Genomic DNA, 18,758 nt, shown 5'->3' with positions numbered 1-18,758 from the left:
ATCCGCTGAATTTCGGGCGTTTCGGCTGCCAAGTACGTCACAGAGCCCGAAAAATTCTGGAACAATGACTGAAGCGCCACTGCCGAACTTTTACTCAGGAGAATTCATGGACATCGAGGTACTGCGCCGCGCACCCCTCTTCGCCACCCTTGACGACGACGCCTTCCGGCTGCTCACGGACGAGCTGACCGAAGTGGACCTTTCCCGCGGAGCATCGGTGTTCCGCGAGGGAGACCAGGGTGACCAGCTCTACTTCATCGTCTCCGGCAAGGTGAAGCTCGGCCGCACCTCCCCCGACGGCCGCGAGTCCCTGCTCGCCATCCTCGGCCCGGGCGAGCTCTTCGGCGAAATGGCCCTCTTCGACCCCAGCCCGCGCACCGCCACGGCCACCGCCGTCTCGGAGACCCGCCTGGCCGGCCTGAAGAACGAAAGCCTCAACACCCTGCTGCGCACCCGTCCCGAGGTCTCCGCACAGCTCCTCCAGGCACTGGCCCGCCGCCTGCGCCGCACCAACGACTCCCTCTCCGACCTCGTGTTCTCGGACGTCCCCGGCCGCGTGGCCAAGGCCCTCCTGGACCTGGCCGACCGCTTCGGCCGCCCCGCCACGGACGGCGTCCTCGTAGCCCACGAGCTCACCCAGGAAGAACTGGCCCAGCTGGTCGGCGCTTCCCGCGAAACCGTCAATAAGGCCCTGGCCGAGTTCGTCCAGCGCGGCTGGCTCCGCCTCGAGGCCCGCGCTGTGGTCATCCTGGACATGCAGCGCCTGCGCCAGCGCTCCCGCTAAGCGTCAAAGCGAGAAGGCCGGCTCCGATGATTCGGAGCCGGCCTTACTTGTGCCCGGCAGTCGAGCCTGTCGAGACCCGCCGGTGGCCGAGCCCGTCGAGACCCGCCGGTGGTCGAGCTTGTCGAGACCCCGGTGGCCGAGCCCGTCGAGACCCGCCGGTGGTCGAGCTTGTCGAGACCCCGGTGGCCGAGCCCGTCGAGACCCGCCGGTGGTCGAGCTTGTCGAGACCCCGGTGGCCGAGCCCGTCGAGACCCGCCGGTGGTCGAGCTTGTCGAGACCCCGGTGGTCGAGACGCCGCTAGTCGAACCCGTCCAGACCCCGCTGGTCGAGCTTGTCGAGACCCGCGGGGGGTCGAGACCTTTATCCACATAGGCAGACCGGATCCTTTCCGGATCAAAGATGCCGAGCAGAATTGCCTCATGCCTTTTGCTTACATGCTCCGCTGCTCGGATGGCTCCTACTATGTGGGCAGCACCCAAAACTTGGAGATACGCCTCGCCCAACATCAGACAGGAGAAGGGGCTGCGTATACACGCCGTCGTCGGCCCGTGGAACTGGTCTGGTTTGAAGAATACGCGCGCGTGGACGAGGCCTTCGCGCGGGAGAAGCAGGTCCAAGGGTGGAGCCGGGCCAAGCGGGAGGCCCTCATTGCTGGTCGGTACGCCGACTTGCCGAGGCTTTCGGCAAACCGTGGTTCGCATGGACGGCAATAGGTCTCGACAAGCTCGACCACCAGGTCTCGACAAGCTCGACCACCATAGAACTCAGCGCTCCCTTTGCGGCTCTCCTGCTACGGCTCGGGCTGCTTCGACTTCGAGCATCAGTGTGCCGTTCTCTTCGACGAGGCGCGGCTGGTAGACGTGGTGCTTGCGCTTGTAGCTGAGGTAGGCGATGCAGCCCTGGGCCGCGGCCATCTTTTCGAGCATGATTTCGGAGCCCGGCACCAAGAGCTGGCCCAAGGTGAGGCCCACGGTGTTGGGCTGGCCGATTTCATCGCCGAGGTTGGTGGTGTCGCGTTCGGCGATGAGCTCGAAGGCGCGGACCCAACGGCCCCAGACGCCCTTGCTTTCCAGCAGGGACGGGGTCTGGCCCACCGGGATGGTTGCCGCGAAGTAGCGGGTGTTGAAGCGGCGGTGCGCGAAGTCCGGGCTGAGCCAGTTGACCAGCGGTTTCAGCAGGTCGGTGCGCAGCGAGAGGCCACGCTTGGCGAGGACGTCGGCGAAGGATTTCTCCTGTTCAGCCACGGCCTCGCGGGCCTTCATCCATTCAGGGGTGGACGTGGCTTCCACGGTGGAGGACAGGTCCGGGCCGGCGAGGAGGACGCCGGTTTCTTCGAAGAGTTCACGGATCGCTCCCACCACGTGGCGGCGGGCGAGTCCGACGTCGTCCGTTCCGAGGGCCTCAGCCCACTGCTGGGGCGAGGGACCCAGCCAGCCGAGGGCGTCGTCGTCGCTGGCGTCCAGTGAGCCGCCCGGGAAGGCGACCACGCCCAGCGGGGAAGAACCCGGACGGTACCCCATCCAGGTCTCCAGGCCGCCAGGGGCGTCGCGGAGGAGGACTACCGATGATGCGTATCGCGCGGCGCGGGGGCTCCGTTCGCCGAGCTGAAGCCAGTTCCGTGCTGCCCCCTCAAGATCGGGGGGCAACACGAAAAGGCGTCGGGCTAGCTGTGGCACTTGCTGTGACCGGTTCCTTGCTTGGGGTCGGCGGTCAGCTGAATTCGGCGATCAGCTCGACCTCAACGGGAGCGTCGAGCGGCAGGACCGCAACGCCGACGGCGGAGCGTGCGTGGATGCCCGCGTCGCCGAAGACCTTCCCGAGGAGCTCGGAGGCGCCGTTGATGACTGCCGGCTGTCCGGTGAAGGAGGGATCGGAGGAAACGAAGCCGACCACCTTGACGATCCGGGTGACGCGGTCGAGGTCGCCGATGACACTCTTGACCGCTGCCAGGGCGTTGATGGCGCAGATTTCAGCGTACTTCTTGGCGTCTTCAGGAGCAACCGTTGCTTCCTCGGACTGGCCTTCGTCGCCGGTGGAGACTTTGCCCGTAGCTGGGAGTTTGCCATTAACAAACGGCAGCTGGCCGGAGGTGTAAACGTAGTTGCCGGAGACTACTGCCGGGACGTACGCGGCAACGGGAGCCGCTACTTCCGGAAGGGCGAGTCCAAGCTCGGCCAGGCGCTGTTCGACGGCGGATGCCGGTGCCGGGGTTTCCGCGCCAGACGTGGTTTCTGCGGGGCTCGTCATAGTTACTGCTTCTCCCTCTTAAGGTAGGCCACCAGGCCGTTTCCATCGGGACCGGGGACTACCTGGACGAGTTCCCAACCGTCCTCACCCCAGGTGTCGAGGATCTGTTTTGTGGCGTGAATAATGAGCGGAATCGTCGCGTACTCCCATTTGGTCATGAGAGAAAGCGTAGCCCTTGCCGGTAAAGTGGAAAACATGGTGACTCGCAAGAACCCCATATTCGATACTGCCACCACCCTCGGAAAGATCGTCGCTTTCCTTGGCGTGAGTGCCATTTGCGGCGTCCTGGTGGCAGGCCTGCTGGTGCCCGCGGCTGCGCTTTCCGGCAGCACCGCCACCGGCTCCATCAAGTTCTTCGACACCCTGCCGGCGGAGCTCCAGGTGAACCCGCCCAGCCAGTCGACCACCATCCTGGCGGCAGACGGTACCAAGATCGCTTCCCTGTTCTCCGAGAACCGGACGCGCGTCCCGCTGGACCAGATGAGCCCTTATATCAAGGACGCCGTCATCGCGGTTGAGGACAGCCGTTTCTACGAGCACGGCGGCATCGACACCACCGGCATCCTGCGCGCCGTGGTCAGCACCGCACGCGGCCAGTGGCAGGGCGCCTCCACCATCACGCAGCAGTACGTCAACAACGTCATCAACGAGTCCCTCGTTTCGCAGGGCAAGGATGCCGAGGTCAAGCTCAACGGCGTCAACAAGGGCGTCGGGGACAAGCTGCGCGAAATGAAGCTCGCCATCGCACTGGAGAAGAAGTTCTCCAAGGAGCAGATCCTTGAGGGCTACCTCAACATCGTCTTCTTCAACCGGGACGCCTACGGCATCGAAGCCGCGTCCAAGTTCTTCTTCAGCACCACGGCCAAGAACCTCACCCTGCCGCAGGCTGCCCTGCTGGCCGGCGTGGTGAACAGCCCCAGCTACTACAACCCGATCGCCAACCCGGAGAACGCCAAATCCCGCCGGGACCTGGTGCTGCAGCTGATGCTGAACCAGGGCAAGATCAAGAAGGCCGAGTACGACAAAGCCGTGGCCACCCCGGTGACCACCAAGGTGACCCCGGCCCGCCAGGGTTGCGCCTATGCCACCATGGCCCCGTACTTCTGTGATTACGTCTTCCACCTGCTCCTGAACAACCCGGCGTATGGTTCCACCCCGGAAGAGCGCACCAACCGTGTCATGCGTGGCGGCCTCACCATCAAGACCACCCTGGATCCCAAGGCACAGGCCGTGGCCCAGGAGCAGGTGAACGCGTCCGCCGGCGCCAACCCGGACAAGTGGGGCGCAGCCCTGGTCTCCGTCCAGCCCAAGACCGGCAAGATCATCTCCATGGCACAGAACACCGTGTGGCTGCCGTCCCCGGGCAAGTTCCAGGCCGAACAGAACTTCAATGTGGACGTCCTGGACGCCAAGGGCAATGACTTGAACGGCCTGGGTGGTTTCCAAACCGGCTCCACCATGAAGCCTTTCACCTTCGCTCAGTGGCTCAACGAAGGCCGGTCGATGAATACCGTGGTCAATGCCGCGGCCCGTAAGTACCCCATCGATTTCCCGTGGAAGAACACCTGCCCCACCCCGACCACGGGCTGGTACGACAGCAACGTGGCGGGCAGTGATGACCTCCAGAACGCCGAAGAGGGTTACTACCGCCCGATGAGCGTGCTGTATGGCTTGGCAAACTCCATCAACACCGCCACTTTTGCCTCTGCAGCGCAGGTGGACCTTTGCGGCATCCAAAAGATCGTGGACGCCGTGGGCATCCACGAAGGCCTGCCTGCCCGTGGCGAAGACGGCAAGGTGACCGATCCCAATCCGAAGATTCCGATGACCACGCTGGCCAACCTCCTGGGTTCCCGCCAGACGGCGCCCTTGACCATGGCCAGCGCCTTCGCCACCTTCGCAAACGATGGAAAGTACTGCGAGCCGATCGCCATTGAATCGGTGACCGACCCCTCAGGCGCGAAGCTTCCGGCGCAGTCCAGCAACTGCCGGGATGCCATTTCCCCCGACGTTGCCAAGGGCGTCAACAAGGCCCTGCAGACCGTCCTGAATGAAGGTTCCGGTTATTGGATCAAGCCGCGGATCTCCACGAGCACGAACTTCCCCATCGCCGCCAAGACCGGCACTAACAACTCCAACGGCTCCACCTGGGTCGTCGGCTACACCACCGGCTTGGCCACAGCCTCCTGGTTCGGCGATCCGCTGGGCAGCCAGGACCGCTACGGTCGGAACCTCACCATCAACGGCCAGTTCTACTCGAACATTGACGGCTACATGATCGCCGGCCCGCAGTTCGCCAACTACATGTTGCAGACGGCTCCGCGCTACGGCACGGATCCGTTCCCGGAGCCGCCGTCCAACCTGCAGTACGTCCCGGCTCCGCCGCCCGCTCCCAAGGACACCAAGGGTGACGACGCCAAGGATGACGACAAGGGGTCCGACTCCGGTGACAAAGGCGGCGACAAGGGCGGCGACAACAAGGGTAAAGACAAGTAACCCATGACCGCCCAGACCACTTTGGCAGGCCGCGTCCGTGATTTCGGACGCGGCCTTGCCGTCACTGCCGCCGTCGGCGCTACGGCCGGCGCAGCTGCCGCCGCCTACGGCTGGTGGGAGAAGGACCAGTTCACGCTCCGTGAGGAGACCCTGCCGATTCTCCCGGCCGGCTCGGCGCCGATGCGCGTGCTGCACCTGAGCGACATCCACTTCGTCCCAGGCCAGGACAAGAAGGCTGCGTGGCTGCAGTCCCTGGCTGGTTTGGAACCGGACCTGGTGGTCAACACGGGCGACAACCTGAGCCACCCCAAGGCCGTCGATCCGCTGCTGGAGGCCCTGCGCCCGCTGCTTGCGCTGCCCGGCGTCTTCGTCCCGGGCTCCAACGATTACTATGCTCCCGGCCTGAAGAACCCCCTGAGTTACTTCATGGGCCCCAGCCGTATGCGCAAGGACCCTGTGAAGCTCGACTGGCCGCGGCTGCGTTCAGGTTTCGGCATGTCCGGCTGGATCGACCTCACCAACCGGCACCAGTCGTTCCCGCTGAACGGCGTCCGGCTGGACTTCTCCGGCGTGGATGATCCGCACCTCAAGCGCGAACGCTACGCGGGCTGGCCGCGTGGAACCGCCGGCCAGGACAAGAAGCCGCACCTGCGGGTCGCCGTCATCCACGCCCCGTACCAGCGCGTGCTGGACCACTTCACCGAGGCCGACGCCGACCTCATCCTCGCCGGGCACACGCACGGCGGCCAGGTCTGCATCCCCGGCTACGGCGCCCTGGTCTCCAATTGCGACCTCCCCACGTGGCGTGCCAAAGGCCTGCACGATTGGGACAGCAACGGACACACGACGCCGGTGAACGTCTCCGGCGGCATCGGCACCTCGCGCTTCGCCCCGGTGCGCATCGCCTGCCGCCCGGAAGCCGTGCTGCTGACGCTGACTGCCCGCGACTAAACGATGGCCTCCCCGGACCTCGAGCATCTGCGGACCTTCGTCACGGTGTACCGGACGGGATCGTTCACCGAAGCCTCGGCCTTGCTGGGCATTTCGCAACCGACCGTCACCAGCCACGTCCGCGCGCTTGAATCCGGCTTGGGCTTCCCGCTCTTCGTCAGGCAACGTACCGGCGTGGCGCCCACCACCCGGGCTGAGACGCTTATCCGCGACGTCGCCCCGCATATCGACGCCCTGGATGACATCGCCAGTTCCCTGCCCGGCGCCGGCACCACCACGGCCATCCAGTTCGGCGGACCGGCCGAACTCATCAGCCACCTGCTGCTTCCCCGGTTGAAAGACATCACCGAAGCGGCGCAGGCGCCGGTCAGGATCAGCTTCGGCCTGGCCGATGACCTCCTGGAGAAGCTGCGCACCGGCGTCCTCGACGTCGTGCTGAGTTCCGTGCTGCCGCGCATCCGCGGCATCGAGTCCGAGCCCTTCTTCGACGAGGAGTTCGCGCTGGTGGCGGCACCCGCCTGGTCGGGGACCTCCGAAAGGGAGCTCGACGCCGTCCCGGTGGTGGCGTATGCGGAGAACCTCCCGATCATCCGCCGTTACTGGCGTACCGTGTTCGGGAGGCGCCCCGCGCATCTGGCGACTGCCGCCGTCGTGCCGGATCTGCGCGGCATCCGGGTCGCCGTGAAATCCGGGCTCGGAATGTCCGTGCTGCCGCTCTACCTCATCGAAGAGGAGCTCCGGGACGGCGCGCTCGTCCAGCTACACACCCCGGAAGTGCCGCCGCTCAACACGGTGCACCTCGCGGTCCGCGCCGGCGAAAGCAGCCGCAATCCGCAACTGCGGGCCTTCCTCGCCGCGCTCAGGAGCGCCACCGGCTGAAGCCGGCAGCTGAGGCCATCAGGAATCGGATGGGCCACCAAAATTTTCGGATCACCGGGCGCAGCAGCACACGCGCATACTCGGTGACGTCGAAAGGAACACAATGTCCAAGATCCTCATGGTCGCCACCGCGGCCGATTCCCTCACCCTCGCCGACGGTTCCGAACACGCCACCGGTTTCTGGGCCGAAGAACTCGTGGTCGCCCACCGCGAGCTGACCGCCGCCGGCCACGACGTCGTCATTGCCACCCCGGGCGGCAAGCCCGCTCCCGTCGACCCCGGCTCCCTCGCCGTCGCGAACGTCGGCAGCGAAGAAGCCGTTGCTGAGCTGTCCGCCTACCTGGATGGAATCGCCGCCGAGCTGAAGGCGCCCCTGTCCCTCGATCAGGTGAATGCCGCAGATTACGCGGCGATCGTCCTGCCCGGCGGCCACGGCCCCATGACGGACCTCGCGTTCGATGCCACCCTGGGTACCATCCTCAGCGAAGCCGACGACGTCGGCACGGTCATCGCGCCGTTCTGCCACGGACCGGCGGGCCTGCTGAGCGCCAGCCGCCAGGACGGCAGCTTCGTCTTCGCCGGCCGCAAGCTCACCGTCTTCACCGACGAGGAGGAGCGCACCGGCGGCCTGGGCGAGAACACCCCGTGGTTCGTGGCCAGCAAGCTGCGCGAGCGCGGCGCCGTGACGGAGGCCGGCGAGGCCTGGTCCAGCTTCGTGGTCCGGGATGGAAACCTCATCAGCGGCCAGAACCCGCAGTCCAGCGCGGCCGTTGCCGCCGCGGTGCTGGAAGCACTGCAGGGCTGACGCCAAGAACGCCAACGCATACGGCATAAAACGGGCTGCCTCCGGAATACCGGGGGCGGCCCGGCTGTTTCTCCTGTGAAAGGACTCTTTCATGGCCTAGGGTGGTTGCTACAGGAAACCACCTTCCGAAGAATTCAGCGGTCGAGAAGCGGGCATGTCCAAGCAAACATCGTTCTTCACCTCCATCAAACGCCTCTACCCCCACGTCAGGCCGATCATTCCCCGCCTGCTCCTGGGCCTCGTCAGCGCGCTCCTGGCCAGCGTGGTGGCCCTTGCCATCCCGCAGGTCCTCCGGGTCCTGGTGAACGACTTCCTCAAGCCCGGCGGCGCGGGAAGCGCGGTGTGGATATCCGCCGTCGTGATCCTGCTGCTGGGCCTCGCGGAAGCGGGACTCGTGGCGCTCCGCCGCTTCTTCGTCATCAACCCGGCCACCACGGTGGAGACCCGCATGCGGGTCTCGCTCTACGACCACCTGCAGGATCTCAGCGTCGCGTTCCACGACCGCTGGGGCTCGGGCCAGTTGCTGTCCCGTGCCATGAGCGACCTGAACTTCCTGCGCCGCTGGATGGCCTTCGGCGCGATCATGCTGGTGGTCACCACGCTCACCGTGGCGATCGGCGTGGGCGTCATGTTCGCCATGAGCTGGCAGCTGGCCCTGATCTTCCTCGCCGCCGCGCTGCCGATCATGGTCTACTCCTTCCGCTTCCGCCGCCGCTTCAGCCTGGTGGCGCGGCTGAGCCAGGACCAGGCCGGCGACCTCGCCACCACCGTGGAGGAATCCGTCCACGGCATCCGCGTGCTCAAGGCCTTCGGCCGCAGCCGGGAAGCGCTCGAGAACTTCAACGGCCAGGCCGAGGAGCTCCGTCAGACCGAAATCGCCAAAGCCAAGCAGCAGGCCGAGCTCAGCCTGGTGGTGACCCTGCTTCCGGAACTGGCGCTCGGCGTCGGGCTGGTGGTCGGCATCCTGCTGGCATCCACCGGGGAGATGAGCATCGGCTCCCTGGTGGCGTTCTTCGCCACCGCCGCCGTGGTGGCGGCGCCGGTGGAATTCTCCGGCATGCTGCTGGCCATGGCCCTGACGGCCAAGTCCGCGCTGGACCGCCATTTCGAGGTCATGGACACCGTGAACACCATCACCAGCCCGGACAGGCCGCGCTCCCCTGCGGAACTGCGCGGCGGTTTGCGCTTCGATCACGCCTCTTTCGCGTTCGACGACGGCGGGCCACTCCTGCACGACATCACCCTGGACATCCGGCCGGGCGAGACCATGGCGCTGGTGGGCGTGACGGGCAGCGGCAAGAGCGCGCTGCTTCAGCTGGTGCCCCGGCTGTACGACGTGACGGACGGTTCGGTGAACATCGACGGCGTGGACGTGCGGGATTTCAGCGTCGAGGAACTGCGCACCGTGGTGGCGGTCGCCTTCGAGGACACCACCCTGTTCTCCAGTTCCGTGCGGGACAACGTGCTGCTCGGCGCACCGGACGCCTCGGATGCGGCTTTGGATGAAGCACTCGACGTCGCGCAGGCCCATTTCGCGTATTCCCTTCCGGACGGCGTGGACACCCTGATCGGCGAAGAAGGGCTCAGCCTGTCCGGCGGGCAGCGGCAACGCATCGCCTTGGCCCGGGCGATCGCCGCGAAGCCGAAGGTGCTGGTCCTGGATGATCCGCTTTCCGCCCTGGACGTCAACACCGAGGAACTCGTCGAGGCCCGGCTCCGCAAGGTCCTCAAGGACACCACCACGCTGATCGTCGCACACCGGCCATCCACGGTGGCCCTGGCCGACCGGGTGGCGCTGCTCGAGGACGGCCGGATCGCCGACGTCGGGACCCATACGGAACTGCTGGCCCGCAACGCCCACTACCGCTTCGTGATCGCCAGCCTGGATGAGGGTCCAAAGGACCTGGACAGCGAGCTGGAAAACGAACTCGACGAACTGGAACAGGAGGCCCGGCGGTGAGCTCATTCGGCACTTCCAACGAAGACAACGCGCACCTGAGCCGCAGCGACAGCAAGGCCGTCCGGCGCCGTTCCCTCAAGCTGCTCGGCTCGCTGATCCGGCCGGTCCGCACCCGCTTCCGGCTGACCCTGGCCATGGTGGTGCTGTCCCAGGCCACCCGAGTGGCAGGCCCCGCGATCATCGCGTTCGGCATCGACCATGCCCTCCCGGCCTTGCAATCGGGCGACGGCGGACCGCTGGTCCTGACGGGCGTCCTCTACCTCGCGGCGGCCATCGCGACGGCGGCCCTGACGGCTTTGTACGTCACCTCCACCGCTCGCCTGAGCCAGGCGATGCTGCTGGACCTGCGGCTACGCGTCTTCCGCCATACCCAGCGGCTGAGCCTCGAGTTCCATGAGAAGTACACCTCGGGGCGCATCATCGCGCGGCAGACCTCGGACCTGGAGGCCCTGCGCGAACTCCTCGATTCCGGCGTGAGCTCCCTGGCGTCCGGGCTGCTGTTCATGGTGTTCACAGCCATCACGGTGTTCGCCCTGGACTGGCGCAGCGGGCTGATCATGCTCGCCACCGGCGTGCCCATGTACTTCCTGGCCCGCTGGTACCAGAAGCATTCGCAGATCGCCTTCCGGGAATCCCGCGTGGTGTCCGCACGGCTGATCGTGCATTTCGTGGAGACCATGACCGGAATCCGCGCCGTCAAGGCCTTCCGCAAGGAACGCGAGAACGCGGAACGCTACGCGCAGCTCTCCGAGGACTACCGCACGGTGACGGTCCGCTCGATTAACCTCAACGGCGTCTTCCAGCCGGGCCTGGTGCTGATCGGCAATGTCTGCGTGGCCGTGGTGCTGCTCTTCGGCGGCTTTCGGGTGCTCAGCGGGGACCTCGCGGTCGGCGTGCTCCTGGCACTGATCCTGTCCACCAAGCGCTTCTTCCAGCCGGTGGACCAGATGGCCATGTTCTACAACTCCTTCCAGAGTGCGCAGGCCGCACTGGAAAAGGTGTCCGGACTGCTGGAGGAGGTGCCTACAGTCCGCCCGCCGAAGAACCCGGTGCCCCTCCCGCATGCCCGCGGCGAGATCACCTTCCGGGATGTGGAGTTCGGCTACGGCAGCGGCAAGCTGGTGGTCCCGCGGCTGAACCTGCACATCCCCGCAGGGCAGACCGTGGCGCTGGTGGGCCAGACCGGTGCCGGCAAGTCCACGCTCGCCAAGCTGATCGCCCGTTTCTACGACGTCACCGCGGGTTCCCTGACGCTCGACGGCGTGGAACTGCGCGATCTCGACGGCAGCGAGCTGTGCCGCGCCGTCGTCATGGTCACCCAGGAGGCCTTCCTGTTCAGCGGCTCCGTGGCGGACAACATCGCGCTCGGCCGCCCGGACGCGTCTCGCGCGGAAATCGAAGCCGCCGCCAAGGCCGTGGGCGCCCACGACTTCATCACGGCACTGCCCGAGGGGTACGACACGGACGTGAACAAGCGCGGCGGCCGGGTCTCCGCCGGGCAGCGGCAGCTGATCAGCTTCGCCCGTGCGTTCCTCGCGGCGCCGGCGGTGCTGATCCTGGACGAAGCCACCTCCTCCTTGGACATCCCTTCGGAGCGGCTGGTCCAGGCCGGCCTGTCGAGCCTGCTCAGCGGCACCGGCTCCGGAAACAACGACGGCGCCGGACGCACCGCGATCATCATCGCCCACCGCCTCTCCACGGTGGAGTCCGCGGACCGGGTGCTCGTCATCCACGACGGCGAAGTGGTTGAGGACGGTTCACCGGCCGAGCTGATCAGCGGCGGCGGCCGTTTCGCCGCCCTGCACGGGGCCTGGAAAGAGTCGCTCGTATGACGGACCCGCAGGACGGCGGGGCCGATTTCGCATCCGGGGCAGGAATCCGCTATCCTTGAACACGTTGCTTTTGCAGCGGATCGGGATGTAGCGCAGCTTGGTAGCGCGCTTCGTTCGGGACGAAGAGGTCGCAGGTTCAAATCCTGTCATCCCGACCAAACCAGCAAGGAGCCTTTCATTTGGAAGGCTCCTTGCTGTTTAACAAAACAATTCCGCGGCGGGCAGCGCCCGGCGATTAAACAATCCGGCGCCCGGTTTGTCTTTAGTGACAACATGACCGGAAACGGCACCCCCGAGCAAAAGAAAACCCCCGGCGCCCAGACGCCGGGGGAATTTCTCAAATCAATTGAATATTACATGGGATCGGGCCAGTTACCGATCAGGGTGGAGCGCATGGGGTCCGGCCAGTTACCGATGGCCTGGGCGCGCATCGGATCCGGCCAGTTGCCGATTGCCTGCGACCGCATGGGGTCGGGCCAGTTCCCAATGCTGAGCACCGTGTTGACGGCGTCGGCGACAGGGGCTGCAGAAATGACGGCCGGAGCCGCGGCCGTAAAAGCAAGGGCACCAGCCAACGCGACTGATGCAGCGATCTTCTTGAACATGTTTTCCCTCGATGCGAGTCGGATTTGTTATGGAAATAAGTGCGGTCCCTGTTGACACACATTGTAAAATGTTTTCCACAGAGGCTGTCAAGGTTAACCCTCCAAGAGAGCCTGATTGGACCATATCTAGGAGGACGCGGTGGGCAACGGATTCGGAGAAAAGCTCCGTGCCGAGCGGCTCGAACGGGGCCTGACCCAGGCCGAACTGGGCAAGGACCTCTACTCCCCCAGCTACATCTCGCTGTTGGAGACCGGCCGTCGCGAACCCACGGCCGAAGTCATCGAAGAACTCGCGCGCCGCCTTGAACTTGCGCCCAAGGCTTTGGAGGCCTGGAGCCAGCCGGTATCCGTCAGCGACGCCGAATACGTCCTCGCGGGCCTGTACGCCCGGCAGGCCTGGGACCTGCGCGACTATCCCCTTGCTGCCAGCCACGCGGCCGCGGCAGCGCAGATCGCGCTCGAAGCCCGCAACACCAGTGCCTGGTGGAACATGACCTACATGCAGGCCGAATGCGTCATGAAGCAGGGCCAGCTCAAGGAATGCCAGAAGATCATCCAGCATCTCCTCGAGCACCCCATGGCCACGGAGTCCGCCGGTCTCGGCGTCCGCGCCCGGCAGATGCTCGCCGCTGTGTGCCACGGCCAGGGCCAGCTGGCCACCGCCGTCGAACATGCCACGGAAGCCGTCCGGCTCAGCCTGCAGCTGCCCAAGGGGTCCACACTGATCATCGGCGCGCACCGCGCGCTCATCGGCGCGCTGGCCGAAAGCGGCAAACTGGACGAGGCATGGAAATACTGCGAAGCCATGATGGCGCAGATGGATGAGCACTCCATGTCCCAACTGGCCGGCGAGGTCGCCTGGGTGGTGGGCAACGTGGCGTTCATGCGGCACGACTACGCCGAGGGCATCAAGCACCACGAGCGCGCCGCGAAGCTGCTTTCCCCCGCCAACGACATCGAACTCTGGGCCCGCTTCAACAAGGCCTCCGCAGCCGTCCGGCTTTCCTCGGGCATCGTTGAGCCGGAGACCCTCTCCGCCATCGAACGCGCCGAACTCGCGCTCTCGATCGTGGGCGGCAACAAGACCGACCAGTTGGAAGTCGCCTTCATCCGCGCCCGCTGGCTCTACCTCACCGGGGACATCCTGGCCGCCGTCGCCAAACTGCGCGAAATCCACGCGGACCGCAGCGTCCTGGCCCGGCACACCGCCGGCGAAGTCTCCTTCCTGCTCGGCAAGGCCCTCAAGGCCGCCGGCGAGAACGCCGATGCCCTGGTGTACCTGGAGGAAGCGCAGGCGGACTTCACTGCCGCCGGCGCCGCGGACCGTGTGCAGCAGGCCATGGACGCCCTGCTGGAGATCCGGCTGGCCGAGCGCCGCGCACAAGCCGCCAACCACGCGGTCAGCCCGTCCAAGGCGAGCTGAACCAGGACTTAACGCAGGAAGGGGCGGAGCCATGCGGCTCCGCCCCTTCCTGTTTATGCAGCTCAGGCGAAAGTACGCCCGGTGAGCTTTTCGTACGCCTCAACGTAGCGGGCCCGGGTGCGCTCGACGACGTCGGCCGGCAGGGCGGGCGGCGGGGTATCCGACGCGCGGTCCCAACCGGATTCGGCGGAGGTCAGCCAGTCGCGGACGTACTGCTTGTCGAAGGACGGCTGCGCCTTGCCGGGTGCGTAGCTTTCGGCATCCCAGAAGCGCGAGGAATCCGGGGTGAGGACCTCATCGCCCAGGGTGATCACACCGCTGGCGGCGTCCACGCCGAACTCCACCTTGGTATCGGCCAGGATGATCCCTCGGCCGCGGGCGATCTCCTCGGCCTTGGTGTAGATCTCCAGCGTGAGTTCGCGCAGGCGCTCGGCAACGTCCGGGCCCACGGCGTCCACAACGGCGTCGAAGGTGATGTTCTCGTCGTGCTCGCCCACCTCAGCCTTGGCCGAGGGCGTGAAGATCGCTTCGTCCAGGCGCGAGCCGTCCACCAGGCCTTCCGGCAGCGGGATGCTGCATACGGTGCGGGACTGCTTGTACTCGGCCAGGCCGGAGCCGGTGAGGTAGCCGCGGGCGATGCATTCCACCGGGAACATGTCCAGCTTCTTGCAGATCATGGCCCGGCCTTCCACGGCTTCCGGAACGCCGCCGGCCACCGTGGAGGCCAGCACGTGGTGTTCCACGTTGAGCTGATCGAACCACCACAGGCTCAGCTGGGTGAGGATGCGGCCCTTGTCCGGGATTTCGCTGGAGAGCACGTGATCGTAGGCGCTGATGCGGTCGCTGGCCACCACCAGTACGCAGTCCTGGCCGATCTGTTCCTTGATGGAGTCGTCCGCCGGGACGTAGAGGTCGCGGACCTTGCCGGAGTACACGTGCTTCCAGCCGGGAAGGTCAAGGGTTTCGGCAACGAAACCGCCGCTTGCGAGTTCAGCCATGGTCAGCCCTTCACCACCGGGATCGTGCCGGTGCCGGAGGACACCTTGATTTCGCCGCGGGCGGCCTTGCCTGCGATGTCCGTGCGGTACTGGCTGCCTTCGAGCTGGACCAGCTCCACGCCGTCGTACGCCCGTTCGCGGGCCTCCACCAGGTCACTGCCGAGCGCCACCACGGCGAGCACGCGGCCGCCGGCGGAAACAACCTTGCCTTCCTCGTCCAGCTTGGTGCCGGCGTGGATGATGTGGACGCCTTCAAGGCTTTCGGCCTTCTTCAGGCCGGTGATCCGGTCCCCGGTGCGCGGGGTGTCCGGGTAGTTTTCGGCAGCGACGACGACGGCGACGGCGGACTCCTTCGACCAGCGCAGCTCTTCGGCCGTGTCCAGTTCGCCCTTGGCGGCGGCCAGCATCAGGGAACCGAGGGGGGTCTTGAGGCGGGCCAGGACGGCCTGCGTTTCGGGGTCGCCGAAGCGGGCGTTGAACTCGATGACGCGGGTGCCGCGGGAGGTCAGGGCCAGGCCGCAGTAGAGTACGCCCACGAAGGGAGTGCCGCGGCGGGCCATCTCGTCCACGGTGGGCTGGGCCACGCGGTCGATGACTTCCTGGACCAGGCCTTCGGGGGCCCAGTCGAGCGGGGTGTAGGCGCCCATGCCGCCGGTGTTGGGGCCTTCGTCGTTGTCGAAGATGCGCTTGAAGTCCTGCGCCGGGGAAAGGGGCACGGTGGTGCGGCCGTCGCAAAGCACGAAGAGCGAAACTTCGGGGCCGTCCAGGAATTCTTCGATCACCACGGTTCCACCGGCGTCGAAGCAGGCCTGTGCGTGGGCCAGGGCTTCGGCGCGGTCGTTGGTGACCACCACGCCCTTGCCGGCGGCGAGTCCGTCGTCCTTGACCACGTGCGGGGCGCCGAAGGTGTCCAGCGCGTCCGCGGCTTCTTCGGCGTTGGCGGCCACCCGGGCCATGGCGGTGGGTACGCCCGCTTCGGCCATGACTTCCTTGGCGAAGGCCTTGGACGCTTCGAGCTGGGCTGCCGCCTTGCTGGGGCCGAACACCGGGATGCCGGCTTCGCGCACGGCGTCGGAGACACCTGCTGCGAGCGGGGCCTCCGGACCGACGACGACGAGGTCGACTTCCAGCTTGCCGGCCAGTTCGGCGACGGCGGCGGGATCGTTGCCGTTGATGGCATGGGTGGGGACCAGCTTGGCGATGCCGGCGTTGCCCGGAGCCGCGTGGACCTCGGATACGTTGGGATCTTCGAGCAGGGAGCGGACAATGGCGTGTTCGCGGCCGCCGGGGCCAATGACGAGTACCTTCACAGTCTTCAAGGGTACTTTGTGCAGCCTGCCCGGACCTAAGTTGTGTCCCGCACATGCTCCCTCCACGCCGCGAAGGCCGGACATATGAGTGATATGTCCGGCCTTCGTTGCAGAAGAGGCGCATGTCCAGTGGATCAGGACTGGCGCAGTGGATCAGGACGGGGTCAGTGCTTGGCTGCGGACACCTCGCCGGCTGCGTCGCGGGCTTCCCAGCGGCCGCCGTTCTCCCAGAAGATCCGGATGTCTTCCAGGTTGCGGCCCTTGGTTTCGGGAGCCAGGCGGTACACGAAGAAGAACGCGGCCACGGCCAGGGCACCGAAGACGGCGAAGGTTCCGGCACCGCCCAGGCGCTGCAGCATGGTGAGGAAGAAGGCGGAGACCACCACGTTGGCGATCAGGTCCGAGGTCAGCATGGTGCTCGCGCCGAGGGAGCGCAGGCGGGCCGGGAAGCTTTCGCCGGCGTAGACCCACACCAGGGCGCCGAAGCCGAAGGTGAAACCGACGGTGAAGAGCAGGACGCCCAGGAAGCCGAGCACGGTCAGGGCGCCACCGAAGGACTGGCCGGCCATGAACACACCGATCAGCAGGGCGTTGGCCGCGACCATCATGCCGATGCCGCCGAGCAGGATGGGACGGCGTCCCACCTTGTCCACGAGGGCGAGCGAGACGAACACGGCAACCAGGGACGCGGCTTGGACCAAGGCGGGCAGGAGCAGGAGGGCTTCATTGCCGGTGAAGCCCATGGCTTCGAAGATGCGCGGGCTGTAATAGACCACGGCGTTGATGCCGGTGATCTGGATGAAGAAGCCCAGGCCCACCACGAAAATGGTGGCGCGCAGGAACGGCTTGCGGAGCATTTCCTTGGCTGCGCCAGACTTCCGTCCGCCGGATTCCTCGGCGAGGGCGGCGCGCATGCCGTCGATTTCGGCGTCAATGTCCGCGTCCGGTTCGATCGTGGCGAGGGTGCGGCGGGCCTCCTCGAAACGGCCCTTCATGACATACCAGCGCGGGGTGTCCGGAAGTTTGAGCACGACGGCGAGCACGGCCACCGCGGGAAGCGCTGCCAGGCCGAGCATCCAGCGCCACTCGCCGGTGGCGGACAGGGCCCAGGAGGCGATGTAACCGAGGATGATGCCGATGACGGTGGCCACCTGGTAGGCGACGAGCATGGCACCGCGCACCTTGGCGGGCGAGCTTTCGGCCACGAAGACCGGGACCACCACCACGGAGATGCCGATGGTCAGGCCGAGGAAGAGGCGGGCGACCATGAGGATCGGGATGCTCGGAGCCAGCGCGCTCAGCAGGGCGAACGCTGCATAGGAGGCGGCCACCGTCACCATGGAGGCTTTGCGGCCGATGCGGTTGGAGAGCCAGCCGCCCACCAGGGCGCCGAGGACTTCGCCGACGACGACGGCGGTGGTCACCATTTCCTGGTCGCTCGTGGAGAGGTGGAATTCCTTGGTCAGGAACAGCAGGGCGCCAGCGATGTTGGAGAGGTCGTAGCCGTAGATCACGCCGACGGCGGCGGCAGTGGCGCCGATCAGGAGGCCGAGACGCGGGGTGCTGCGCAGGTCATTCAGGAGAGACATCGGTGTCCTCGGGGTCTGGGAGACAAGGGCTGAATTGGTGTAGACCAACTTCCCCAAGATTGGCATAGACCAATCACCCCGTCAAGAGTTAAGATCGGACCGTGAGCGAATTGCCGAAGTACTACGGATACAAGATGCGCATCCTGGAGATGATTGCGGACCTGCCGCCGGGCTCCCTGATCCCCACTGAGCGCGCCCTGGCACTGGACTTCGGCACCTCGCGCACCACCATCCGCAAAGCGATCGGCGAACTCGTCGCCGAAGGCAAGCTCACCCGCACCCAGGGCTCCGGAACCTACACGGGCGGCCCCAAGATCACCCATGTGCGCCAGCTGACCTCCTTCACCGAGGACGCCAAGGCCATCGGCTACACGCCGTCGTCGGAAATCCTGGACATCGAGCAGCTGCACGTCGATGACAGCCACGCCGTCGAGGCACAGCACATGAACCTCAGCCACGGCGATCCCTTCGTCCGGGTGAAGCGCGTCCGGCTCGGCAACGGCGAGCCCCTCGGCCTGGAAACCGCCTGCATCCCCGGCGAGCTGGAGGGCTTTGCCGGGCACCTGCGCGAACGCGGCTCCCTCTACGCGACCCTCCGCGAAGACTTCGGGATCCGGATCACGGAAGTGGAGGACGGCGTCGAAACCCATCTCGCCGGCCCCGAAGAAGCCCGGCTCCTCAAGGTGGAAATGGGCTCGCCGCTGCTGCGGATCGACCGCACCGGATTCGACGACGACGGCCGGGTGGTCGAGTGGACCGTCGGACACTTCTGCGGGGACCGCTTCCGTTTCGTGGCGCGCACGCGCGCGGCCGTCGCCTAGGGCGGCAGGCCGCCGTCGGGATTTAACAAAGCCGGGTTAAACGCGGAAGGCCGCCACC

General features: G+C 66.3%; 17 protein-coding genes and 1 tRNA gene. 11 read left to right on the top strand and 7 right to left on the bottom strand.

Annotated elements, in window-relative coordinates; translation table 11 throughout:
- The first annotated feature begins 106 nt into the window (after window positions 1-106).
- On the top strand, window positions 107-784 hold the full coding sequence (locus tag BIU82_RS14095) for a Crp/Fnr family transcriptional regulator (protein WP_013602309.1): 678 nt from the start codon (window positions 107-109) through the stop codon (window positions 782-784).
- A 26-nt stretch (window positions 785-810) separates the two neighbouring features.
- Window positions 811-1,497, top strand: coding sequence for a GIY-YIG nuclease family protein (locus tag BIU82_RS20325; protein WP_363968134.1), 687 nt, complete (start codon window positions 811-813; stop codon window positions 1,495-1,497).
- A 51-nt stretch (window positions 1,498-1,548) separates the two neighbouring features.
- Here BIU82_RS20325 and BIU82_RS14085 read toward each other — a convergent pair whose 3' ends face one another.
- From BIU82_RS14085 to BIU82_RS19740, 3 genes are read right to left on the bottom strand one after another with little or no spacing between them, the layout of a single operon-like run.
- The gene (locus BIU82_RS14085; RefSeq protein ID WP_070350087.1) at window positions 1,549-2,460 is read right to left on the bottom strand and encodes an NUDIX hydrolase; all 912 of its coding nucleotides are present in this window, start codon (window positions 2,458-2,460) and stop codon (window positions 1,549-1,551) included.
- 34 nt (window positions 2,461-2,494) lie between these two features.
- Complete coding sequence (locus BIU82_RS14080) at window positions 2,495-3,031, bottom strand: RidA family protein (RefSeq protein ID WP_070350086.1); 537 nt, start codon at window positions 3,029-3,031, stop codon at window positions 2,495-2,497.
- A 2-nt stretch (window positions 3,032-3,033) separates the two neighbouring features.
- Window positions 3,034-3,189 carry a DUF4177 domain-containing protein gene (locus BIU82_RS19740; protein WP_139146621.1) on the bottom strand — a complete coding sequence of 52 codons (156 nt, stop codon included), beginning with the start codon at window positions 3,187-3,189 and terminating at the stop codon, window positions 3,034-3,036.
- A gap of 37 nt (window positions 3,190-3,226) precedes the next feature.
- Here BIU82_RS19740 and BIU82_RS14075 point away from each other — a divergent pair, with 37 nt between their 5' ends.
- From BIU82_RS14075 to BIU82_RS14045, 7 genes are all read left to right on the top strand, one after another.
- A complete protein-coding gene (locus BIU82_RS14075) occupies window positions 3,227-5,527 on the top strand; it encodes a transglycosylase domain-containing protein (protein ID WP_070350085.1) in 2,301 nt (766 codons plus the stop codon).
- Between the two features lie 3 nt (window positions 5,528-5,530).
- Entirely contained in the window at window positions 5,531-6,478 is a 948-nt protein-coding gene (locus tag BIU82_RS14070; protein WP_070350084.1) for a metallophosphoesterase, read from the top strand.
- Between the two features lie 3 nt (window positions 6,479-6,481).
- The gene (locus BIU82_RS14065) at window positions 6,482-7,357 is read left to right on the top strand and encodes a LysR family transcriptional regulator (RefSeq protein WP_070350083.1); all 876 of its coding nucleotides are present in this window, start codon (window positions 6,482-6,484) and stop codon (window positions 7,355-7,357) included.
- Window positions 7,358-7,460: 103 nt separating this feature from the next.
- Window positions 7,461-8,162 carry a type 1 glutamine amidotransferase domain-containing protein gene (locus tag BIU82_RS14060; protein ID WP_070350082.1) on the top strand — a complete coding sequence of 234 codons (702 nt, stop codon included), beginning with the start codon at window positions 7,461-7,463 and terminating at the stop codon, window positions 8,160-8,162.
- 154 nt (window positions 8,163-8,316) lie between these two features.
- Window positions 8,317-10,122, top strand: coding sequence for an ABC transporter ATP-binding protein (locus tag BIU82_RS14055; protein ID WP_070350081.1), 1,806 nt, complete (start codon window positions 8,317-8,319; stop codon window positions 10,120-10,122).
- Window positions 10,119-11,954 carry an ABC transporter ATP-binding protein gene (locus BIU82_RS14050; RefSeq protein ID WP_070350080.1) on the top strand — a complete coding sequence of 612 codons (1,836 nt, stop codon included), beginning with the start codon at window positions 10,119-10,121 and terminating at the stop codon, window positions 11,952-11,954. Before BIU82_RS14055 ends, BIU82_RS14050 begins: the two co-directional genes overlap by 4 nt.
- Before the next feature lie 81 nt (window positions 11,955-12,035).
- Window positions 12,036-12,112, top strand: a tRNA-Pro gene (locus BIU82_RS14045).
- A 195-nt stretch (window positions 12,113-12,307) separates the two neighbouring features.
- On the opposite strand, the gene BIU82_RS14040 is transcribed toward BIU82_RS14045, so the two are convergent.
- A complete protein-coding gene (locus BIU82_RS14040) occupies window positions 12,308-12,559 on the bottom strand; it encodes a hypothetical protein (RefSeq protein ID WP_070350079.1) in 252 nt (83 codons plus the stop codon).
- Window positions 12,560-12,698: 139 nt separating this feature from the next.
- Here BIU82_RS14040 and BIU82_RS14035 point away from each other — a divergent pair, with 139 nt between their 5' ends.
- Window positions 12,699-13,982 carry a helix-turn-helix transcriptional regulator gene (locus BIU82_RS14035; RefSeq protein ID WP_070350078.1) on the top strand — a complete coding sequence of 428 codons (1,284 nt, stop codon included), beginning with the start codon at window positions 12,699-12,701 and terminating at the stop codon, window positions 13,980-13,982.
- A gap of 62 nt (window positions 13,983-14,044) precedes the next feature.
- Here BIU82_RS14035 and BIU82_RS14030 read toward each other — a convergent pair whose 3' ends face one another.
- The 3 genes from BIU82_RS14030 to BIU82_RS14020 all read right to left on the bottom strand — a co-directional run bounded on the left by BIU82_RS14030 (window position 14,045) and on the right by BIU82_RS14020 (window position 17,879).
- The gene (locus BIU82_RS14030) at window positions 14,045-14,980 is read right to left on the bottom strand and encodes a phosphoribosylaminoimidazolesuccinocarboxamide synthase (RefSeq protein WP_070350077.1); all 936 of its coding nucleotides are present in this window, start codon (window positions 14,978-14,980) and stop codon (window positions 14,045-14,047) included.
- Window positions 14,981-14,982: 2 nt separating this feature from the next.
- A complete protein-coding gene (gene purD, locus BIU82_RS14025; RefSeq protein ID WP_070350076.1) occupies window positions 14,983-16,290 on the bottom strand; it encodes a phosphoribosylamine--glycine ligase in 1,308 nt (435 codons plus the stop codon).
- A gap of 164 nt (window positions 16,291-16,454) precedes the next feature.
- Window positions 16,455-17,879: a sugar porter family MFS transporter gene (locus tag BIU82_RS14020; RefSeq protein WP_070350075.1), complete on the bottom strand. Its 1,425-nt coding sequence runs from the start codon at window positions 17,877-17,879 to the stop codon at window positions 16,455-16,457.
- A gap of 101 nt (window positions 17,880-17,980) precedes the next feature.
- Between BIU82_RS14020 and BIU82_RS14015 the strand changes: the two genes are divergently transcribed.
- The gene (locus BIU82_RS14015; RefSeq protein WP_253182789.1) at window positions 17,981-18,700 is read left to right on the top strand and encodes a GntR family transcriptional regulator; all 720 of its coding nucleotides are present in this window, start codon (window positions 17,981-17,983) and stop codon (window positions 18,698-18,700) included.
- Window positions 18,701-18,758 lie beyond the last annotated feature (58 nt).

Origin of the sequence: Arthrobacter sp. SW1, from assembly GCF_001766675.1 — a bacterium.
Classification (GTDB): domain Bacteria; phylum Actinomycetota; class Actinomycetes; order Actinomycetales; family Micrococcaceae; genus Arthrobacter.
This window is presented reverse-complemented; position numbering and strand designations above follow the sequence as displayed.

Bases quoted from the DNA above. Each gene is read 5' to 3' on its own strand.
- BIU82_RS14095 (WP_013602309.1), top strand. From the start codon at position 107: ATGGACATCGAGGTACTGCGCCGCGCACCCCTCTTCGCCACCCTTGAC.
- BIU82_RS20325 (WP_363968134.1), top strand. From the start codon at position 811: ATGATTCGGAGCCGGCCTTACTTGTGCCCGGCAGTCGAGCCTGTCGAG.
- BIU82_RS14080 (WP_070350086.1), bottom strand. From the start codon at position 3,031: ATGACGAGCCCCGCAGAAACCACGTCTGGCGCGGAAACCCCGGCACCG.
- BIU82_RS19740 (WP_139146621.1), bottom strand. From the start codon at position 3,189: ATGACCAAATGGGAGTACGCGACGATTCCGCTCATTATTCACGCCACA.
- BIU82_RS14075 (WP_070350085.1), top strand. From the start codon at position 3,227: ATGGTGACTCGCAAGAACCCCATATTCGATACTGCCACCACCCTCGGA.
- BIU82_RS14070 (WP_070350084.1), top strand. From the start codon at position 5,531: ATGACCGCCCAGACCACTTTGGCAGGCCGCGTCCGTGATTTCGGACGC.
- BIU82_RS14065 (WP_070350083.1), top strand. From the start codon at position 6,482: ATGGCCTCCCCGGACCTCGAGCATCTGCGGACCTTCGTCACGGTGTAC.
- BIU82_RS14060 (WP_070350082.1), top strand. From the start codon at position 7,461: ATGTCCAAGATCCTCATGGTCGCCACCGCGGCCGATTCCCTCACCCTC.
- BIU82_RS14055 (WP_070350081.1), top strand. From the start codon at position 8,317: ATGTCCAAGCAAACATCGTTCTTCACCTCCATCAAACGCCTCTACCCC.
- BIU82_RS14040 (WP_070350079.1), bottom strand. From the start codon at position 12,559: ATGTTCAAGAAGATCGCTGCATCAGTCGCGTTGGCTGGTGCCCTTGCT.
- BIU82_RS14030 (WP_070350077.1), bottom strand. From the start codon at position 14,980: ATGGCTGAACTCGCAAGCGGCGGTTTCGTTGCCGAAACCCTTGACCTT.
- BIU82_RS14020 (WP_070350075.1), bottom strand. From the start codon at position 17,879: ATGTCTCTCCTGAATGACCTGCGCAGCACCCCGCGTCTCGGCCTCCTG.